Origin of the sequence: Agrococcus phoenicis (assembly GCF_047302415.1) — a bacterium.
Lineage (GTDB): Bacteria > Actinomycetota > Actinomycetes > Actinomycetales > Microbacteriaceae > Agrococcus.
Map to the genome: position 1 here is coordinate 1,065,107 of NZ_CP154854.1, position 17,236 is coordinate 1,082,342.

The following is a 17,236-nucleotide window of genomic DNA, read 5'->3' on the forward strand; positions in this document are numbered from 1 at the left end:
GAGCGGTCTAGGCTTGCTCGGTGACCTCGCCTGCGCCCGCTCCCGCCGTCGACGCCGTGCTGTTCGACATGGACGGCACCCTCGTCGACACCGAGCCCCAGTGGATGGCCGCGGAGGCGCGGCTCGCCGCCGAGCACGGCATCCCGTGGGGCCGGGAGGAGGCGGAGGCGCTCGTCGGCGTCGACCTCTGGGACGGCGCGCGCAGCTTCATCGCGAAGGGCGTCCCCCTCGAGGCCGACGCGATCGTCGCGCGCCTCGTCGGCGAGGTGCTGCAGGCCCTCGGCGACGACCTGCCCGCGCGGCCCGGGGCGATCGAGCTGCTCCGCGAGCTGCTGGAGTCGGGGATCCCGGTCGCGCTCGTCACGATGTCGACCCGAGAGATCGTCGACCGCGTCGAGGCCGCCCTCGCCGACCGGCTCGGCCGATCGCCCTTCGCCGCCACCGTCGCGGGAGACGAGTGCGAGCAGGGCAAGCCGCATCCTGAGCCCTACCTGCGCGCGCTCGAGCTGCTCGGTGCCGATGCCGCGCGCTCGGTCGCGGTCGAGGATTCCCTGAACGGCGCCCGCAGCGCGCTCGCCGCCGGCCTCGTCACGATCGGCGTGCCGCACGCCGTCGACGTCTCGCAGCTCGACGGCGTCGTCCACTGGCCGACCCTCGCCGGCCGCGGCGTCGGCGACATCACCGCGACCCTCGAGGAGGCCCGGGCATGATGGGCAAGACCGGCCCGTTCCAGTGGGGCGACGTCGTCCAGATCACTGGACCGAAGCAGAAGATGCACACGATCGTGCTCACCCAGGGCAAGCAGTTCGGCACGCAGCGCGGGGCGATGCCGCACGAGGAGTTCGTCGGCCTCGACGACGGCTCGCTCATCACGGTCGGGGGCGCCGAGCACCTGGCGATCCGGCCGCTGCTGCACGACTACGTGATGTCGATGCCGCGAGGCGCGGCCATCATCTACCCGAAGGACGCCGCGCACATCGTCGGCTTCGCGGACATCCACCCGGACCTCACCGTCGTGGAGGCGGGCGTCGGCTCCGGCGCGCTCTCCCTGTGGCTGCTGCGGGCGCTCCACGGCACCGGGCGGCTGGTCTCGTTCGAGCGCCGCGAGGAGTTCCGCGACGTGGCCGAGGCGAACGTCGCCGGCTTCTTCGGCGAGCGACCCGCGAACTGGCAGACGGTCCTCGGCGACCTCGCCGAGGAGCTCGATGCGCACGTCGCCGACGGCGAGGCCGACCGCGTGCTGCTCGACATGCTCGCGCCCTGGGAGTGCGTCGACGCCAGCGCGCGCGCGCTGCGGCCCGGCGGGCTCATCCTCTGCTACGTCGCGACCGTGACGCAGCTCTCCCGGGTGGTCGAGGCGATCCGCGCCGATGGCCGCTTCACCGCGCCCAAGTCGACCGAGACGCTCGTGCGCGGCTGGCACGTCGAGGGGCTCGCCGTGCGCCCCGACCACCGCATGGTCGCGCACACCGGGTTCCTGATGACGGCGCGCCGGGTCGCCGACGGCGTCGAGCTGCCCTCGTTCCGGCGTCGCGCGGCGAAGGCGGAGTTCGCCGATGCCGACATCGAGGCCTGGACCCCCGGCGCGCTGGGCGATCGGGTGCCGAGCGCGAAGCGCGCGCGTCGCGCGCGGCGCGACGCGGTGCGGCAGGCGGATGCGATCGCGGCCGGCGGCGGGTCGACCGATGCTGGCGGCGGCGACGACGAGGGCCCGGGCGACGACGCGCCGCGGGTAGACTGACCCGGTCCCCGACCTCGAAAGGCCCTGCTGTGCGCACACGCCCCCTCTCGATCGCCGCGCTGCTCGTCGCAGCCGCCGGCCTCACCGCCTGCGGAGCGCCCGCGAGCAGCCTCGACGGCTGCGAGCCCGCGCTGCAGCCGGGCAGCGCCTCCAGCCAGGTGCAGGTGGAGCGCGGGGAGGGCGCACCGACCGTCGACTTCGACCGGCCGCTCGTGACGGAGGGGAACCAGGTCTCCCACTCCGGCGGCGAGGGCGAGCGCGTGGAGGGCAGCGAGGTCGTCGACGCCGACTACGTCGTCTACTCCGGCAAGACCGGCGCAGAGATCGCCTCGTCGTTCGAGTCCGCGGGCGCGACCGCCCCTGCTGCTGAGCCGCTGCGGCTCGCCGCCGGCGGCGAGTCCACCCTCAGCCAGGCCGTCTCGTGCGCCGCGCCCGGCTCGAGCGTCGTGCTGACGACGACCATCGAGGAGCTCTTCGGCGCCGGTGCGACCTCCGCCGAGCTCGACATCGCGCCCGCCGACACCGCGGTCGTCGTGCTCGACGTGACGGCCGTGCACCCCGGCCGCGCGGAGGGCAGCGCGCGCCCGGGCCAGCAGGGGATGCCTGCCATCGCGCTCGCGACCGACGGCACCCCCGGCGTGACGTTCCCGGGCGGTCCGGCTCCCGAGGAGCTCACCGTCATGCAGAGCATCCGGGGCACCGGCGAGGAGGTCGCCGAGGGCGACAGCGTGCTGCTGCACTACACCGGCATCGTCTGGGAGACGGAGGAGGTCTTCGACTCCTCGTGGGAGCGCGGCGCACCGTCGGCGATGACCATCGACGACGCGAACCTGATCCCCGGGTTCGTCGACGCGGTCGTCGGTCAGCCGATCGGCAGCCAGGTCGTCGTCTCCATCCCGCAGGAGCTCGGCTACAGCGACCCGATGACGCGGCCTGCGTCGATCGGCGAGGGACAGCACCTGCTGTTCGTCATCGACATCCTCGCCGCGCTCGAGCCCGCTGCCGGCTGATGACCCGGATCGAAGCCGAGGAGCGGCAGTTCTCGCTGCTCCTGGCGCTCGTGGACACGGGCGTCGGCTTCACCAAGCAGGAGCTGTTCGCGCGCGTCGCCGGCTATCAGGGCCAGCCGCACGGCGACGCCCTCGAGCGCATGTTCGAGCGCGACAAGGATGCGCTGCGCGAGCACGGCATCATCATCGACGTCGTGCAGCCGCCGGGGGACGACAGCAACCAGGAGGCCCGCTACCGCGTGCTCGACGGCGTGCTCGGGGATCCAGCCGAGCTGCAGTTCGACGCGGAGGAGCGCGACCTCCTCGACCTCGCGCTGCGCGTGTGGCACGAGGGCGGGCTCACCGAGGAGTCGCAGCGCGCGGCGCTCAAGCTGCGCGCCGACCCGGAGTTCCGCGGCGGGCTGCCGCTCGAGCGCACGCCCGGTCGCACGACGGAGCCTGCGACGGCCGCGCACCCGATGGACGACGCCGGCGAGGGCCCGCGCGCGACCACCGCCGGCGCGGTCACCACCGCCTCCGTGATCCAAGCCAGGCAGCGCCCGCGAGAAGGCGCCTTCCAAGCGCTGAAGCGAGCCGCCGACCGTCGCCGCGAGGTCGTCTTCGACTACCTGAAGCCCGGCGAGCGCACCCCTCGCACGCGCACGGTGCAGCCGTGGGCGACGGTGCTGTTCCGCGGCCGCTGGCTGCTGGTCGGCTTCGACCTCGGTGCGGAGGACGCGCGCACCTTCCTCATGCAGCGCATCACCTCGCCCGTGCGCGACCGCGCGGCGAAGCAGCCCTTCGACGTGCCCGCCGACGCTGCCGAGGCGGCGCTGGCCAAGCTGGAGGAGATCTGGGCGGGCGCGCGCGTCGGCGTGCACGCGGTGCCGGGCAGCGATGCCGACATCCGGCTGCGCCATCGGCGCGACACGGTGGAGGAGGACGGCCTGCTCATCGTCCACCACTCCGATCGGCACCTGATCGCGGACGAGCTCACGGGCTTCGGCAGCGACGTCGCCGTCGTCTGGCCCGCCGAGCAGCGAGACCTCGTGCGCCAGCGGCTCGAGCGCATCCGCGACGCGCACGCGCAGGCGGGGGCACCGGCCGATGCGGCCGACGCGCGGGCCGCCGCGCGGGGGAGCGGCGCATGAGCCTCGGTCGCGCAGAGCGTGGCATCGGCCTGCTGCTCTCGCTCATCCAGTACGTCACCGCCTCGGGCACCGTCACGGTGCAGGAGGCCGCCCGGCACTTCGGCGTGCCGGAGCAGCGGATCCGCGAGGCCGTCTCGCGCGTGTTCATGGCGGGGGTCCCCGACGGCGCCGGCGACTTCATCCGCTTCGACATCGACTTCGACGCCTTCGAGCAGCACGACACCATCTCGGTGACGATGCGGCCCGCCTTCGAGGATGAGACGGTGCGGCTCTCGCCCCGGGAGGCGAGCGCGCTCATCGCCGGCCTCTCGCTCGTCGCCGGCTACACCGACGCCTCGCCCGAGCGCGTCGCCGCGCTGCGCGAGAAGCTGCGCCGCGCAGCATCGCAGGGCGCCGAGACCGTCGCGGTCGAGACCCTCGCGGTCCCGCTCGCCGCGCAGCGCATCCGCGACGCCATCCGCGATCGCACGGTGCTGGCGCTGGACTACCGCAAGCCCGACGAGGGCTCGCAGCGACGGCGCATCGCGCCGGTGAAGCTCGACCTGCACGAGGGGCAGGTCTTCGTCGAGGCCGCCGACCTCGAGCGGCAGGGCATGCGCACCTTCCGCCTCGACCGCATCGAGGCGATCGAGGCGACGCAGGAGGCCTGGCCGGAGGCGCTGCCGGCGCACGAGCGATCGGTCACGGGCGCGGCGCAGGTCATCGCGACGCGCGCCGCGGCGGCGATGCTCGCCGACTACGCCACCTCGGACCCGGTGTCGGTCTCCGGCGATCGCGTGCGGCTGGAGATCGAGGTGTGGAGCGAGGCGAGCGTGCTGCGCGCGGTCGCGAGCTGCGGCGGCGACGCCGAGATCGTCGCGCCCGACAGCCTGCGCAGCGCGATGCACCGCTTCGCGGTCGAAGCGCTCGCGCAGGCCGCGGGCGACGAGGCCCGGTCGCCGCACGCCTGACGCTCCCGCCGATCGCGCGGCACGGTAGGATGGGTGACGACCGAGACTGGGGCGAGGGGCGGACATGACTGGATTCTTTGGCAATGCGGCATCGCATTGGTGGGTCATCCTCATCATCGTGGTCTTGGTCTTCGGCGCCGCGAAGCTGCCGGCGCTCGCGCGCAGCCTCGGCCAGTCGGTCAACATCCTGAAGCGGGAAGTCAAGGACGGTCGCTCGGAGGACCCGACGGCCGACGACGCGGCCACCAGCACCGACCGGAAGTAGCCGATGGCCCGAGACGGGCGCACGGCCGACCGGAAGCGGAGTCCCGAGGCCCGGATGCGGCTGACGGAGCACCTCCGCGAGTTCAAGCGCCGCTTCTACATCTCGGGCGCAGCCATCCTGGTCGCCGCGATCGGCGGCTTCTTCCTGGCGGCGCCGCTCCTGCAGCTGCTGAGCGCTCCGCTGCTCGAGCTGCAGGCCGCCGGGCTCGACGTCGAGCTCAACATCACGAACATCACGCAGTCGTTCGACCTGCAGCTGCGCATCGGCTTCCTGCTCGGCCTCATCATCGCCAGCCCGATCTGGATCTGGCAGCTGCTCGCCTTCATCGTGCCGGCGCTGCGCACCATCGAGCGCCGCTACGTCTTCGGGTTCATCGGCGCCGCGGTGCCGCTGTTCGTCATCGGCTGCGCCACCGGCTGGTTCGTGCTGCCCCGCATCATCCGGCTCTTCGTGGGCTTCGCGCCCGAGGGCTTCACCGCCTTCCTCGGCGCGACCGACTACTGGGACTTCTCGCTGAAGCTCGTCTTCGCCGTCGGCGTCGCCTACGTGCTGCCGGTCGTGGTCGTCTTCCTGAACCTCGCGGGGGTGATCTCCGGCAAGGCCATCCTCAAGGGATGGCGCTGGGCGGTGCTCACCGCCACGCTCTTCGGCGCGTTCGTGACGCCCGCCGGCGAGGTGCTGAGCATGTTCATCATCGCCGTGCCGATGGTGGTGCTCTACTTCGCCGCCGCAGGCGTCGCGCTGCTCGTCGACCGCCGCAGGGCGAAGCGAGCGGCGAAGGCGGATGCGAGGATGGCTGCATGAGGGCGGCCCGGTCATGACCATCGCCACCGAGGCGTTCGCGAAGGCGATGCCGTTCGGGCTCGACCCGTTCCAGCGCGAGGCGTGCGAGGCGATCGAGGAGGGCTCGAGCGTCCTCGTGGCCGCGCCGACCGGCGCCGGCAAGACCGTCGTGGCCGAGTTCGCCATCCACCTGACGATGGCCGCCCCCACCGGGCGCGTCTTCTACACCACGCCCATGAAGGCGCTCTCGAACCAGAAGCACCGCGAGCTCGCCGAGGCCTACGGCAGCGCCTCCGTGGGTCTGCTCACCGGCGACACGAGCATCAACGGCGACGCCCGCATCGTCGTGATGACGACCGAGGTGCTGCGCAACATGCTCTACGAGGGGCGCGACCTGACGCAGCTCGAGTACGTGGTGATGGATGAGGTGCACTACCTGGCAGACCGCTTCCGAGGGGCGGTGTGGGAGGAGGTCATCATCCACCTGCCTCGCCACGTGCGGATGGTGTCGCTCTCCGCCACGGTCTCGAACGCCGAGGAGTTCGGCGCCTGGCTCGACGCCGTGCGCGGTGACACGCGCGTCATCGTGTCGGAGCACCGGCCCGTGCCGCTCGACGCGCACGTGCACATCCGCGGTCGCCTCGTCGACCTCTTCGACTCCAAGCAGGGGGAGGCGACCCACCGGCCCAGCCGCGAGCTGCAGGAGCTCGCGCGCGGCACCGACCTCGCCGAATCCGCCTCCCACGGCCACCGAGACCGCGGCGGGCACAACCGGCACCGCTCGCGAGGCGGTGCGCGGGGCGGCGGGCGCGGCAGGCAGCGCGACGGGCAGCCGTGGCGAGGCGGCGGGCCGCAGCGCGTGGACAGGGTCGCGCTGATCGCGCAGCTCGACGAGCGCGAGATGCTGCCGGCGATCGACTTCATCTTCTCCAGGGCCGGATGCGACGCGGCCGTCAGGCAGGTCGTGGACGGCGGCGTGCGCCTGACGAGCCCTGAGGATCGCGCCGAGATCCGCGCGATCGTCGACGAGCGCACGCGCCTGCTCGACGACGCCGACCTCGGGGTGCTGGGCTACTTCGAGTGGATCGACGGGCTGGAGCGCGGCGTCGCCGCGCACCACGCCGGCATGCTGCCGGTGTTCAAGGAGGTCGTCGAGGAGCTCTTCCGCGCACGGCTGCTGCAGGTCGTCTTCGCGACCGAGACCCTGTCGCTGGGCATCAACATGCCCGCCCGCACGGTCGTGCTCGAGCAGCTGGAGAAGTTCAACGGCGAGGCGCGCGTGCGCATCACGCCGGGCGAGTACACGCAGCTGACGGGTCGTGCCGGTCGTCGCGGCATCGACACCGAGGGCCACGCGGTCGTGGTCTGGAGCGGCAAGCTGCAGCCCGTGGAGGTGGCCTCGCTCGCCTCGCGCCGCACCTATCCGCTGCACTCGAGCTTCTCGCCGACCTACAACATGGCGGTCAACCTGATCGACCGGCTCGGCGTCCCCGGCACCCGCGAGGTGCTCGAGACCTCGTTCGCGCAGTTCCAGGCCGATCGCTCGGTCGTGCAGCTGGCACGGAAGGTCGTCGACCAGCGAGCGAGCCTCGCCGGGTACGCCGAGTCGATGTCGTGCCACCTCGGCGACTTCTCGGAGTACGCGCGCCTCCGCCGCGAGCTGGCCGACCTGGAGCGCGACGCGCAGCGGCCTGGTCTCGGGCACGGCGAGCACGACCGCATCCAGCAGCGGCTCACATCGCTGCGCGCGGCCATGCGGCGGCACCCGTGCCACGCGTGCCCCGACCGCGAGTCGCATGCCCGCTGGGGCGAGCGCTACTGGCGACTGCACCGCGATGTCGAGAAGCTCGAGCGCCAGATCGCCAGGCGCACCGGCGCCGTCGCGGAGCGCTTCGACCGCATCACCGAGATCCTGCGCGAGCTGCGCTACGTCGAGGACGGCGCAGCGGGCGCGACGATCTCGGCCGCGGGCGACGTGCTGCGCCGCATCTACGGCGAGCGCGACCTGCTGGTCGCCGAGAGCATCCGTCACGGTCTCTGGAGCGGGCTCGATGCGGCCGGCCTGGCGGCGCTCGCATGCGCGCTCGTCTTCGAGGGCCGCCGCGACGACGGCATGCTGCCGGAGCGGATGCTGCCGAAGGGCGCGTTCATCGACGCGCTCGACGCCACGCACGCGCTCTGGGCGAAGCTCGACGACATCGAGCGGGCGCACGGCCTGCCGGGCTCGGAGCCTCCGCAGACCGGCCTCACGCTCGCGATGCACCGCTGGGCGCGCGGCTACCCGCTCGAGGGCGTGCTCCGCGACACCGAGCTCGCGGCCGGGGACTTCGTGCGCTGGACGAAGCAGACGATCGACGTGCTCGAGCAGATCGAGCACGTCGCGCCGAAGCGGCTGTCGCGCACGGCGCGAGACGCCGTCGCAGCGATCCGCCGCGGCGTCGTCGAGGCGTCGGGATCGGCGCTGTGACTCTGCGCAGCAACCCCATCAGCGGCGCCGGGATCCAGCCGCGCGCCCGCCGCACGCGCGCGCGACAGCCGCTGCCGGCACTGCACGCGTGGGGCGCGGCCATCCTCGCCGGCGCGCTGCTGCCCTTCGCCTTTCAGCCGTTCGACGGGTGGCCGCTCGTCGTGCCCGCGGTCGCGCTGGCGATGCTGGCGCTGCGGGGGCGCTCGCTCGGTGCGGCCTTCGGCCTCGGCTTCGCGACGGGGCTCGTCTTCTTCCTCATCCACATCCAGTGGATCACCGTCTACCTCGGGCCGGTGCCGCTCATCGCCCTCAGCGTCTGGATGTCGGCCTGGTGGGGCGTGGGCGGCATGGCGATCGCGCTCGGCTGGCGCTGGGGAGAGCCGCGCACCGCAGGGCCTGTCGGCGCGTTCCTGCTGCTCCCGCTCCTGCTCGGCGCGATCTGGACGCTGCGCGAGACGCTCTCGTCGACGGTGCCCTGGGGCGGCTTCGCCTGGGGTCGCCTCGCGCACTCGCAGGCGTCGAGCCCGCTCGCCGACACCACCAGCTGGGTGGGGTTCTCGGGCCTGAGCTTCCTGCTCGCCGCGACCGCGGCGCTCGTGGTGCAGCTGGTGCTGCACCACCGGACGATGCTGCGACGCAGGCTCACCATCGGCGCGCTCGCCCTCATCGCCCTCGTCGCCATCCCCGCGTTCCCCGTGCAGCAGAGCAGCAGCCTCCGCGTCGGTGCCGTGCAGGGCGACAGCGAGGCCGGCCTGCTCGCGCCGCGCGTGCCCGGCGAGATCCTGCAGCAGCACGTCGACGCCACCCGCGAGCTCTCGGGCGAGGAGCTCGACCTGCTGGTGTGGCCGGAGAACGCGGCGGAGTTCTACGCCGACGAGACGCCCTCGATCATCGCGACGCTCGACCGGGTCACCACCGGGTTCGATGCCCCGCTCGTCGTCGGCACCGTCACCCGCGACGGCGACGACACCTACAACGCGCTGCTGCAGGTCGAGCCGGGCCGGGGGCCGGTGGCGGAGTACCGCAAGCGCCACCCCGTGCCCTTCGCGGAGTACCTGCCGCAGCGCGAGGTCTTCGGGCCCATCCTCGACGCGCTCGGGTTCCTCGAGCTCATCCCGCGCGACTTCTCCGTCGATCCCTCCAGCGCCAACGCCTTCGACGTCGCGGGCACCGTCGCGGGCGTCGCGATCTGCTTCGACATCATCGACGACCACCTGGCGCGGGAGATGGTGCTCGAGCACGGCGCCGAGATCATCCTTGCCCCGACGAACAACGCCGACTTCGGCGAGGGCTCCGCGGAGAACGTGCAGCAGCTCGCGATCGCGCAGCTGCGCGCTGTCGAGGCCGGTCGCTCGCTCGTCAACATCTCGACCGTCGGCACGAGCGCGATGATCGCTCCCGACGGCACCATGCTCGACCGGCTGCCGCAGTACGCTCCTGGGACGATGCTCGAGGATCTCCCGCTGTCGACGACCGTGACCCCCGGCATCCGTCTGGGAGCATGGATCGACTGGACGCTCTGCCTCGGCGGCGCACTCGCGCTCGCCGGTCTCGGGGTCGCGGGCGCACTGGATCGAAGGAGAGCGGATGCCTGACGTGATGATCGTCGTGCCGAGCTACAACGAGGTCGAGGTGCTCGAGCGCACGGTGGGCAGGCTGCGGCAGTCCGTGCCGCACGCCGAGCTCGTGATCATCGACGACGGCAGCCCCGACGGCACCGGCGAGCTCGCCGACAGGCTCGCGAAGGCCGACGCCGGCACGCTGGTCGTCCACCGCACCTCGCGCGGCTATCGCTCCGCGGTCATCGAGGGGATGCGCTTCGCCATGTCGCGGGGCGCGACCAGGGTCGTCGTCACCGACGCCGACGGCTCCTACGACGCGGACGGCCTGCCGGAGCTGCTGGCGCTGTCGCAGTCGGGCGTCGACCTGGTGATCGGCTCGCGCTTCGTCGAGGGCAGCGACGTGCGCAACATGGGCGTCAGACGACGCTGGGCGGCGCAGATCGGCAACGCCTACGCCCGCGCGATGCTCTCCACCGGGGTCAAGGACCTCACGAGCAGCCTGCGCGTGTACCGCACGCGCATCCTCGAGCAGCTCGACCTCGACGCGATCCAGGTCGACGCGTACGCCTTCCAGATCGCCCTGGCCGTGCGGGTCGCGCAGGCGGGCGGAACCATCGCCGAGGTCCCGATCGGCTTCATCGAGCGCGCGATCGGCAGCTCGAAGATGCGCGTGCTCGAGGAGCTCGGCACGCTCGGCGCGGTCACGAAGTGGGGCCTCGCTGGCGTGCGAGCGCTCCCCAAGCCGCCGCGCTGACGCCGCGCTCAGCGAGCCGAGGGCAGCAGCGGCAGCGCGAGGTCGCAGCGATCGGTGACGAGGCCGTCGACGCCGAGGTCGAGCAGCTCCTGCATCTCCGCCGGCTCGTTCACGGTCCAGACGTGCACCTCGACGCCCGCGCGCTGGAACGCGGCGACGGATCGCTCGGTCACGATCTCGACGCCCTTGTGCCGGCGCGGCACCTGCAGCGCGACCACGGGCTCGAGGATGCGTCGGAGGGGCCCGCGCAGCCCGAGGCGCTGCGCTGCGAGCGCCCGCACGACGATCGACTGCGAGGCGCTGGTGGCCACGGCCGGCAGCAGCGCCTTGGCCTGCGCGCGGCGACGCTCGGAGAACGAGGTCAGCAGCACCCGATCTGCGGCCCGCGCCTCGACGACCGCGCGCACCGCGGGGATCACCGCGGCATCCGACTTCAGGTCGATGTTCCACTTCGCGTCGGGCAGCGCCAGCAGCGCCTCGCGCAGACCGGGCACGGTCTCGCCCTGACCGAGGTCGACGGCGCCGAGATCCTTCCACAGCGTCCGCTCGATGACGATGTCGCGCCCGGCGACCCGATCGAGGGCGGGGTCGTGGGCGAGCACGGCGACGCCGTCGGCCGTCGCGTGCACGTCGGTCTCGAGGAACGTGGCACCGGCGTCCACCGCAGCGATGAACGCCAGCATCGAGTTCTCCGGCGCGCCGAGGGCGAGGCCGCGGTGGGCCAGCACCCTCGGCGGCGCCGGGGTCAGGAACGTCGTCACGCCTGCGAGGGCCGGCCTTCGTCGGACTCGCCGGAGCGGCGGTTCGGGTCGACCGGCGGCACGTCGACCTGGTTCGGGTCGATGTCGACCTGCGGAGCGTCGGCCTTCACCTCGCGGACCGTCTCGAGGGCCTCGTCGTACGCGGCGCTCGGCGTCTCGTCGGCCAGCGACGTCGACGACGAGACGCTGTCGATGCGGCCCGCGTCCTTCGGGTCGATGCCGCTCGCCTGCAGCGTCTCGGCGATCGAGGGCACCTCGACGTCGGAGACCGAGTCCGCCTGGAAGGTCTCGTCGAGGATCGACGCCTCCGCGCGCTCGGAGGTGCGCTTGCCCTCCGGCTTCTGGAAGGGGACCTCCGCCTTGCCCTCGAAGAAGCCCTTGCCGACCTGCTGCAGCGCGTCCGTGAGCTCCGACGGGATGATCCACAGCTTGTTCGAGTCGCCCTCGGCGAGCTTCGGGAGCGTCTGCAGGTACTGGTAGGCGAGCAGCTTGTTGTCGGCGTCACCCTCGTGGATGGCGGCGAACACGCGCTCGATGGCCTCCGACTCACCCTTCGCGAGCAGCACCTGGGCCTCGGCGTCACCCTTGGCGCGCAGCACCTGCGCCTTGGCCTGACCCTCGGCGCGCAGGATCTCGGACTGCCGCAGACCCTCTGCCTCGAGGATCTGCGACTGCTTCGAGCCCTCGGCCGTCAGGATCGCGGCGCGACGGTCGCGCTCGGCGCGCATCTGCTTCTCCATCGAGTCCTGGATGGAGTGGGGCGGGTCGATCGCCTTCAGCTCGACGCGGCCGACGCGCAGACCCCACTTGCCGGTCGCCTGGTCGAGCACGTTGCGCAGCTGGCCGTTGATGGTGTCGCGGCTCGTGAGCGCCTCTTCGAGGTTCATGCCACCGACCACGTTGCGGAGCGTGGTGGTCGTCAGCTGCTCGACGGCCGACAGGTAGTCGGCGATCTCGTAGGTCGCGGCACGCGCGTCGGTGACCTGGAAGTAGACGACCGTGTCGATCGACACGACCAGGTTGTCCTCCGTGATCACGGGCTGCGGCGGGAAGGACCGCACCTGCTCGCGCATGTCGACGTGGTACGAGACCCGGTCGATGAACGGCACCAGGAAGTTGAGGCCCGGCTGCAGCACCTTGTGGAAGCGACCGAGCCGCTCGACCACGCCGGTGAAGCCCTGCTTGATGATCCTGATCGACCTGAAGAGCGTGACGAGCACGAACAGGACGACGAGGATCACCACGACCAGCAGGAACGCCCCGAGGATGAATTGTCCGTCGAACGGCATGTGATGGCTCCTTTATCGCTGTGCGGGGACGACGACGGCCGTCGCCCCCTCGATGGCGGTGACGACGATGCGCTCGCCGACGTCGGGGTCTCGCGGCTGCACCGCGGGGGAGAGGCGAGCGGTCCAGATGTCGCCGTTGGAGAGCGTCACCTCGCCGGCGCCGCGCACGAACGAGCGAGTGACCTCGCCCGACATGCCCAGCAGCGCTTCGATGCCCTGCTTGTTGACCTCGCCCGATTCGTGCAGCCGGTTGAGCAGCTTGGGTCTCACCAGCAGCAACAGCAGCAGCGCCGCGGCGGCAGCGATCAGCACCTGGGCCCACGGCGGCAGGCCGGTGATGCTCGCGGTGAGCCCCACGACCGATGCGAGCCCGATCATCAGGAACGTGAACTCGAGCGTCACCATCTCGATGATGAAGCACACGAGCGCTACGACGAGCCACGCGATCCATGCGTACTGGGCGAGATCCACGCCCCCAGCATATGGAGCGGAGGCTGGACGGCGTCGAGGCTCGCGCAGGGGATGGGTCGCGGCGTCGGGTGCGCCCCCGGGATGCTCCCGTCCGCGTCGCCGGGCACCGTGGCCGAGGGGCCGCGCACAGTAGGGTCGTGGGGAACGTAAGGAGCTACCGTGACGGAGACCACCCCGCCCGCCCTCGCACCCGGATCGCTGACCGGGCGCACCGCGCTCGTGACCGGCTCGAGCCGCGGCATCGGCGCCGCGACCGTCGACCTGCTCGCGCGCGCCGGCGCCGACGTCGTCGTCAACTACCGCGCGAAGGCCCCGCGCGCCGAGAAGGTCGTCGCCGCCGCCCAGGCGCAGGGCGTCGACGCCTTCGCCGTGCAGGCGGACCTGACGGATGCCGCGAGCCTCGCCTCCATGTTCGAGGCAGCGCGCGAGCGCTTCGGCGGGCTCGACATCCTCGTCATGAACGCCTCCGGCGGCATGGAGAGCGGCATGGGCGAGGACTACGCGATGCGGCTGAACCGCGACGCGCAGGTCGCGCTGCTGGAAGCAGCGCTCGAGGTCCTCAACGACGGGGCGCGCGTCGTCTTCGTCACGAGCCACCAGGCGCACTTCATCCGCACCACGCCCACGATGCCCGAGTACGAGGCGGTCGCGCTGTCGAAGCGCGCGGGCGAGGATGCGCTGCGCGAGCGGATCCCGGCGCTGCAGGAGCGCGGGATCGAGCTCGTCGTCGTCTCTGGCGACATGATCGAGGGCACCATCACCGCCACGCTCCTCGAGCGGGCCAACCCGGGAGCGATCGCGAGCCGCCGCGAGGATGCGGGCAAGCTGTACGACGTCGAGGAGTTCGCGCGCGAGGTCGCCCTCGCCGCCGTCGAGCCGGTGCCGGCGGAGCGCACGCGCCTGGTGGGCGACGTGTCGGGCTTCGGCGAGGCCGAGGGCACCCAGGGCTTCGGCGCGCGGACCGCGGGAGCGGGTGCCTGATGCGCGCTGAGGACATCGAGCAGCTCGTCTCGCTCTCGCGCCCCGCGGTGCACCCGAGCGGCGCCTTCGCGATCGTCGCGACCTCGCGGCCGAGCCTGCGCGCCAACCGCGCCGTCGGCCAGCTCTGGCGGGTGGACCTGCGCGACGGCGCGCGCCGTCGCCTCACGGGCGGCATCGCCGACCGCGCGCCGCAGCTGACGCCGAGCGGCGAGACCGTGCTCTTCCTGCGCGGCGACGCGGAGGACACGCCGCAGGTCTGGGCGATGCGGGTCGAGGGCGGCGAGCCCGTGCAGGTGACCTCCGAGCGCGGCGGCGTCACGGAGTTCGCCGTCTCGCCCTCCGGCGACCGCATCGCGTTCACGGCGATGGTGGTCGAGCCGGGGCGGTACGGCTCCGTCGAGGGCGTCTCCGCCACGCAGGAGTCGCCTCGCCTGATCACGCGCAACCGCAGCCTCGCGAACGGCATCGGCAGCCTCGTCGGCCGCCACGTGCACCTGTTCGCCACCGCGCTGCCCGACCTCGACGCCGAGCCGCACTACCCCCGCGCCTCGCACCCGCACGACGACGAGTCGACGAAGGACGACGTCGCTGCCACCCCGGTGGCCATCCGGCTCAGCCACGGCGAGTTCGACCACGCGGCCCCGGTGTTCTCCAGCGATGGCGAGCGGGTGCTCTGCATCACCGCCCGCCACGACACGCGCGACGACGACCTGCTGAACGCGGTCGTCGAGTTCGACGCGAGCGTCGAGCAGGGCGAGCCGCACACCGTGCTCTCGTCGCGCGCCGGGCTCAGCGTCAGCCAGGTGCTGGCCACGCCCGACGGCGGCTACGTGCTGCTGGCGAGCACGGTGGGGGAGTCGGGCCGCGACTTCGTCGCCCGCTCCACGCAGCTCTTCGTGCTCGAGCACGCGGGTGCGCACCCCGAGGAGGTCACCGACGAGTCGACGGTCGACCTGGGCGAGCCCTCGAGCCACGCGACCGTCGTCGACGACGGCGTGCTCGTGCAAGAGCGCCGGCGCGGTCGCAACCGCCTCGTGCACGTCACGGGCGGCGGCACGAAGGAGCTGATCGGCGGCGACCTGGAGGTCATCGGCCACGGCGTCGGCGAGGGCGTCACCGTCGCCACGGTGCACACGCCGACCTCCATGGGCGAGGTGGCGGTGCTCGACGACCGCGGGCTCACCGTGCTCACCGACTTCGGGGCGCCGCTGGCCGAGGCCGGCATCGCCCTGCCGACCGAGCACGAGTTCACCGCCCGCGACGGCGCGAGCGTGCACGGCTGGGTGTGGCTGCCCGAGGGCGAGGGGCCCCACCCGGTGCTGCTGAACATCCACGGCGGCCCCTTCGCGCAGTACGGCGTCGGCGTCTTCGACGAGGCGCAGGTCGCGGTCGACGCGGGCTACGCCGTCGTGCAGTGCAACCCGCGCGGCTCGGCCGGCTACGGCCGCGAGCACGGTCTCGCGATCAAGCAGCAGATGGGCACGGTCGACCTGCACGACGTGCTCGACTTCCTCGACGCGAGCCTCGACGCGCACCCGCAGCTCGATGCCGAGCGGCTGGGCATCATGGGCGGCTCCTACGGCGGCTACCTGACGGCGTGGACGATCGCCAACGACCACCGCTTCGCGGCGGCGGTCGTGGAGCGCGGGTTCCTCGACCCTGTCTCGTTCGCGGGCACCAGCGACATCGGCTGGTTCTTCTCGGGCGAGTACACGGGCGACGACCCGGATGCGGTGCGCGCGCAGTCGCCGATGGCGCACGTCGACCGGGTGCGGACGCCGACCCTCGTCGTGCACTCCGAGCAGGACTGGCGGTGCCCGCCCGAGCAGGGGCAGCGCTACTTCGCGGCGCTGAAGCGCAACGGCGTGGAGACGGCACTGCTGCTCTTCCCGGGCGAGGATCACGAGCTGACGCGCGCCGGCCAGCCGCGGCACCGCGTGGAGCGCTTCGAGCACATCCTCGCGTGGTGGGCGAAGCACCTGCCGACGCCGAAGAACCACGGCTGAGGCCCCGCAGCCTCGAGCAGCGCACGACGAGCCCGTGACCGACGACGCGCGACCAGGCGGCATCCGCCGCTCGGCGCGCGTCGTCTGCGTCGACGACGAGGGTGCCGCGCTGCTGCTCCTGCACCACTGGAGCGCACCGGGAGTGCCGCCCCGCTGGCTCACGATCGGGGGCGGCATCGAGCCCGGCGAGACCGAGCGCGAAGCTGCCCTGCGCGAGCTGCTCGAGGAGACCGGCCGCACCGCACCCGCGAGCGCGCTGGTGGGCCCGGTGCGCCGCCTGCGGCAGCCGACTCCGCCCGGCCATCGCTACGACGCGCTCGACATGACGACCTTCGTGTGGCGCACCCCGCGGTTCGAGGCGGATCCCTCCGGGCGCGAACCGGGGGAGCGCGCGTCGATCGTCGAGGAGCGCTGGTGGCGCGCCGACGAGATCGCGGCGAGCGACGAGGCGTTCGATCGCGAGGACGTCGCGGGCACGCTCGCGCTGCTCGCGGGAGCGTCGCCGCAGCCCGGCGAGCGCGTGCGGGTCCGCGCCTCGAAGTGGGACGGCTCGCGGCACTGGGAGCATGACGCCATCGCCCTCGGCAGTGATGCAGAGGGCGTCTGGCTCGGCGCGCCGGGCGGATCGACGGTCTACCGCCGTCCCGGGCTCGAGCCCTTCTCGGGCGTCGAGCCCATGCTGACGCTCGTGCCGCATCGGCCGCTCGCGATGCTCGAGGGCACATGGGCGCTCGTGCACTGGTTCCCCGGCAGCCCGGCGGAGCTGTACGTCGACGTCGCGACGCCCCCGACGCTCATCGGCCGCCGCGACGGCTGGGTGCTGGAGTACACCGACCTCGACCTCGACGTCGTGCGCGATCCGGGCGGCGAGGCGCGCATCGTGGATGAGGACGAGCTGGCGCTCCACGCCGAGCGGATGGGCTACCCGGCGTGGGTGCGGGAGCGCGCCGAGACGACGGCAGCTGCGCTGCTTGGCGCAGCGCAGCGCGGCAGCGCGCCGGGCGAGGCAGCCCGGGCTGCGTGGCTGGCGGCGCTCGCCGACCGCAGCGACCGCAGGGCCTGAGCG

16 protein-coding genes are annotated in these 17,236 nt (G+C 72.8%); 13 read left to right on the forward strand and 3 right to left on the reverse strand.

Annotated features, from left to right (window positions below):
• Positions 1-20: 20 nt before the first annotated feature.
• The 10 genes from AA0Z99_RS05140 to AA0Z99_RS05185 all read left to right on the forward strand — a co-directional run bounded on the left by AA0Z99_RS05140 (position 21) and on the right by AA0Z99_RS05185 (position 10,662).
• Positions 21-710 carry an HAD family hydrolase gene (locus AA0Z99_RS05140; protein WP_413320082.1) on the forward strand — a complete coding sequence of 230 codons (690 nt, stop codon included), beginning with the start codon at positions 21-23 and terminating at the stop codon, positions 708-710.
• The gene (locus tag AA0Z99_RS05145) at positions 707-1,741 is read left to right on the forward strand and encodes a tRNA (adenine-N1)-methyltransferase (protein ID WP_413320084.1); all 1,035 of its coding nucleotides are present in this window, start codon (positions 707-709) and stop codon (positions 1,739-1,741) included. Before AA0Z99_RS05140 ends, AA0Z99_RS05145 begins: the two co-directional genes overlap by 4 nt.
• Positions 1,742-1,770: 29 nt before the next feature.
• Positions 1,771-2,751, forward strand: a complete 981-nt coding sequence (locus tag AA0Z99_RS05150) for an FKBP-type peptidyl-prolyl cis-trans isomerase (protein ID WP_413320086.1) — start codon at positions 1,771-1,773, stop codon at positions 2,749-2,751.
• Positions 2,751-3,881, forward strand: a complete 1,131-nt coding sequence (locus tag AA0Z99_RS05155; RefSeq protein ID WP_413320088.1) for a helix-turn-helix transcriptional regulator — start codon at positions 2,751-2,753, stop codon at positions 3,879-3,881. The genes AA0Z99_RS05150 and AA0Z99_RS05155 overlap by 1 nt, the downstream gene beginning before the upstream one ends.
• On the forward strand, positions 3,878-4,831 hold the full coding sequence (locus tag AA0Z99_RS05160; RefSeq protein ID WP_413320090.1) for a helix-turn-helix transcriptional regulator: 954 nt from the start codon (positions 3,878-3,880) through the stop codon (positions 4,829-4,831). Before AA0Z99_RS05155 ends, AA0Z99_RS05160 begins: the two co-directional genes overlap by 4 nt.
• Positions 4,832-4,895: 64 nt before the next feature.
• Positions 4,896-5,096, forward strand: coding sequence for a twin-arginine translocase TatA/TatE family subunit (gene tatA, locus AA0Z99_RS05165; RefSeq protein WP_413320092.1), 201 nt, complete (start codon positions 4,896-4,898; stop codon positions 5,094-5,096).
• A gap of 54 nt (positions 5,097-5,150) precedes the next feature.
• A complete protein-coding gene (tatC, locus tag AA0Z99_RS05170; protein ID WP_413320094.1) occupies positions 5,151-5,900 on the forward strand; it encodes a twin-arginine translocase subunit TatC in 750 nt (249 codons plus the stop codon).
• Positions 5,901-5,913: 13 nt separating this feature from the next.
• Entirely contained in the window at positions 5,914-8,346 is a 2,433-nt protein-coding gene (locus AA0Z99_RS05175; protein ID WP_413320095.1) for a DEAD/DEAH box helicase, read from the forward strand.
• Complete coding sequence (gene lnt / locus AA0Z99_RS05180) at positions 8,343-9,941, forward strand: apolipoprotein N-acyltransferase (protein WP_413320097.1); 1,599 nt, start codon at positions 8,343-8,345, stop codon at positions 9,939-9,941. The genes AA0Z99_RS05175 and lnt overlap by 4 nt, the downstream gene beginning before the upstream one ends.
• Positions 9,934-10,662: a glycosyltransferase gene (locus tag AA0Z99_RS05185; RefSeq protein WP_413320099.1), complete on the forward strand. Its 729-nt coding sequence runs from the start codon at positions 9,934-9,936 to the stop codon at positions 10,660-10,662. Before lnt ends, AA0Z99_RS05185 begins: the two co-directional genes overlap by 8 nt.
• Before the next feature lie 8 nt (positions 10,663-10,670).
• Here the strand turns inward: AA0Z99_RS05185 and AA0Z99_RS05190 are convergent, their stop codons facing one another.
• The 3 genes from AA0Z99_RS05190 to AA0Z99_RS05200 are packed head-to-tail and all read right to left on the reverse strand — an operon-like array spanning position 10,671 to position 13,183.
• The gene (locus AA0Z99_RS05190) at positions 10,671-11,423 is read right to left on the reverse strand and encodes a glycerophosphodiester phosphodiesterase family protein (protein WP_413320101.1); all 753 of its coding nucleotides are present in this window, start codon (positions 11,421-11,423) and stop codon (positions 10,671-10,673) included.
• Positions 11,420-12,712, reverse strand: coding sequence for an SPFH domain-containing protein (locus AA0Z99_RS05195; RefSeq protein ID WP_413320103.1), 1,293 nt, complete (start codon positions 12,710-12,712; stop codon positions 11,420-11,422). Before AA0Z99_RS05195 ends, AA0Z99_RS05190 begins: the two co-directional genes overlap by 4 nt.
• Positions 12,713-12,724: 12 nt before the next feature.
• Complete coding sequence (locus AA0Z99_RS05200; protein WP_413320105.1) at positions 12,725-13,183, reverse strand: NfeD family protein; 459 nt, start codon at positions 13,181-13,183, stop codon at positions 12,725-12,727.
• A gap of 159 nt (positions 13,184-13,342) precedes the next feature.
• Between AA0Z99_RS05200 and AA0Z99_RS05205 the strand changes: the two genes are divergently transcribed.
• The 3 genes from AA0Z99_RS05205 to AA0Z99_RS05215 are packed head-to-tail and all read left to right on the forward strand — an operon-like array spanning position 13,343 to position 17,233.
• A complete protein-coding gene (locus AA0Z99_RS05205; protein WP_413320107.1) occupies positions 13,343-14,164 on the forward strand; it encodes an SDR family oxidoreductase in 822 nt (273 codons plus the stop codon).
• Positions 14,164-16,170, forward strand: a complete 2,007-nt coding sequence (locus tag AA0Z99_RS05210) for a S9 family peptidase (RefSeq protein ID WP_413320109.1) — start codon at positions 14,164-14,166, stop codon at positions 16,168-16,170. The genes AA0Z99_RS05205 and AA0Z99_RS05210 overlap by 1 nt, the downstream gene beginning before the upstream one ends.
• 34 nt (positions 16,171-16,204) lie before the next feature.
• Positions 16,205-17,233 carry an NUDIX domain-containing protein gene (locus AA0Z99_RS05215; protein WP_413320111.1) on the forward strand — a complete coding sequence of 343 codons (1,029 nt, stop codon included), beginning with the start codon at positions 16,205-16,207 and terminating at the stop codon, positions 17,231-17,233.
• Positions 17,234-17,236: the final 3 nt, after the last annotated feature.

Bases quoted from the DNA above. Each gene is read 5' to 3' on its own strand.
- AA0Z99_RS05145 (WP_413320084.1), top strand. From the start codon at position 707: ATGATGGGCAAGACCGGCCCGTTCCAGTGGGGCGACGTCGTCCAGATC.
- AA0Z99_RS05155 (WP_413320088.1), top strand. From the start codon at position 2,751: ATGACCCGGATCGAAGCCGAGGAGCGGCAGTTCTCGCTGCTCCTGGCG.
- AA0Z99_RS05160 (WP_413320090.1), top strand. From the start codon at position 3,878: ATGAGCCTCGGTCGCGCAGAGCGTGGCATCGGCCTGCTGCTCTCGCTC.
- tatA (WP_413320092.1), top strand. From the start codon at position 4,896: ATGACTGGATTCTTTGGCAATGCGGCATCGCATTGGTGGGTCATCCTC.
- tatC (WP_413320094.1), top strand. From the start codon at position 5,151: ATGCGGCTGACGGAGCACCTCCGCGAGTTCAAGCGCCGCTTCTACATC.
- AA0Z99_RS05175 (WP_413320095.1), top strand. From the start codon at position 5,914: ATGACCATCGCCACCGAGGCGTTCGCGAAGGCGATGCCGTTCGGGCTC.
- AA0Z99_RS05185 (WP_413320099.1), top strand. From the start codon at position 9,934: ATGCCTGACGTGATGATCGTCGTGCCGAGCTACAACGAGGTCGAGGTG.
- AA0Z99_RS05195 (WP_413320103.1), bottom strand. From the start codon at position 12,712: ATGCCGTTCGACGGACAATTCATCCTCGGGGCGTTCCTGCTGGTCGTG.
- AA0Z99_RS05210 (WP_413320109.1), top strand. From the start codon at position 14,164: ATGCGCGCTGAGGACATCGAGCAGCTCGTCTCGCTCTCGCGCCCCGCG.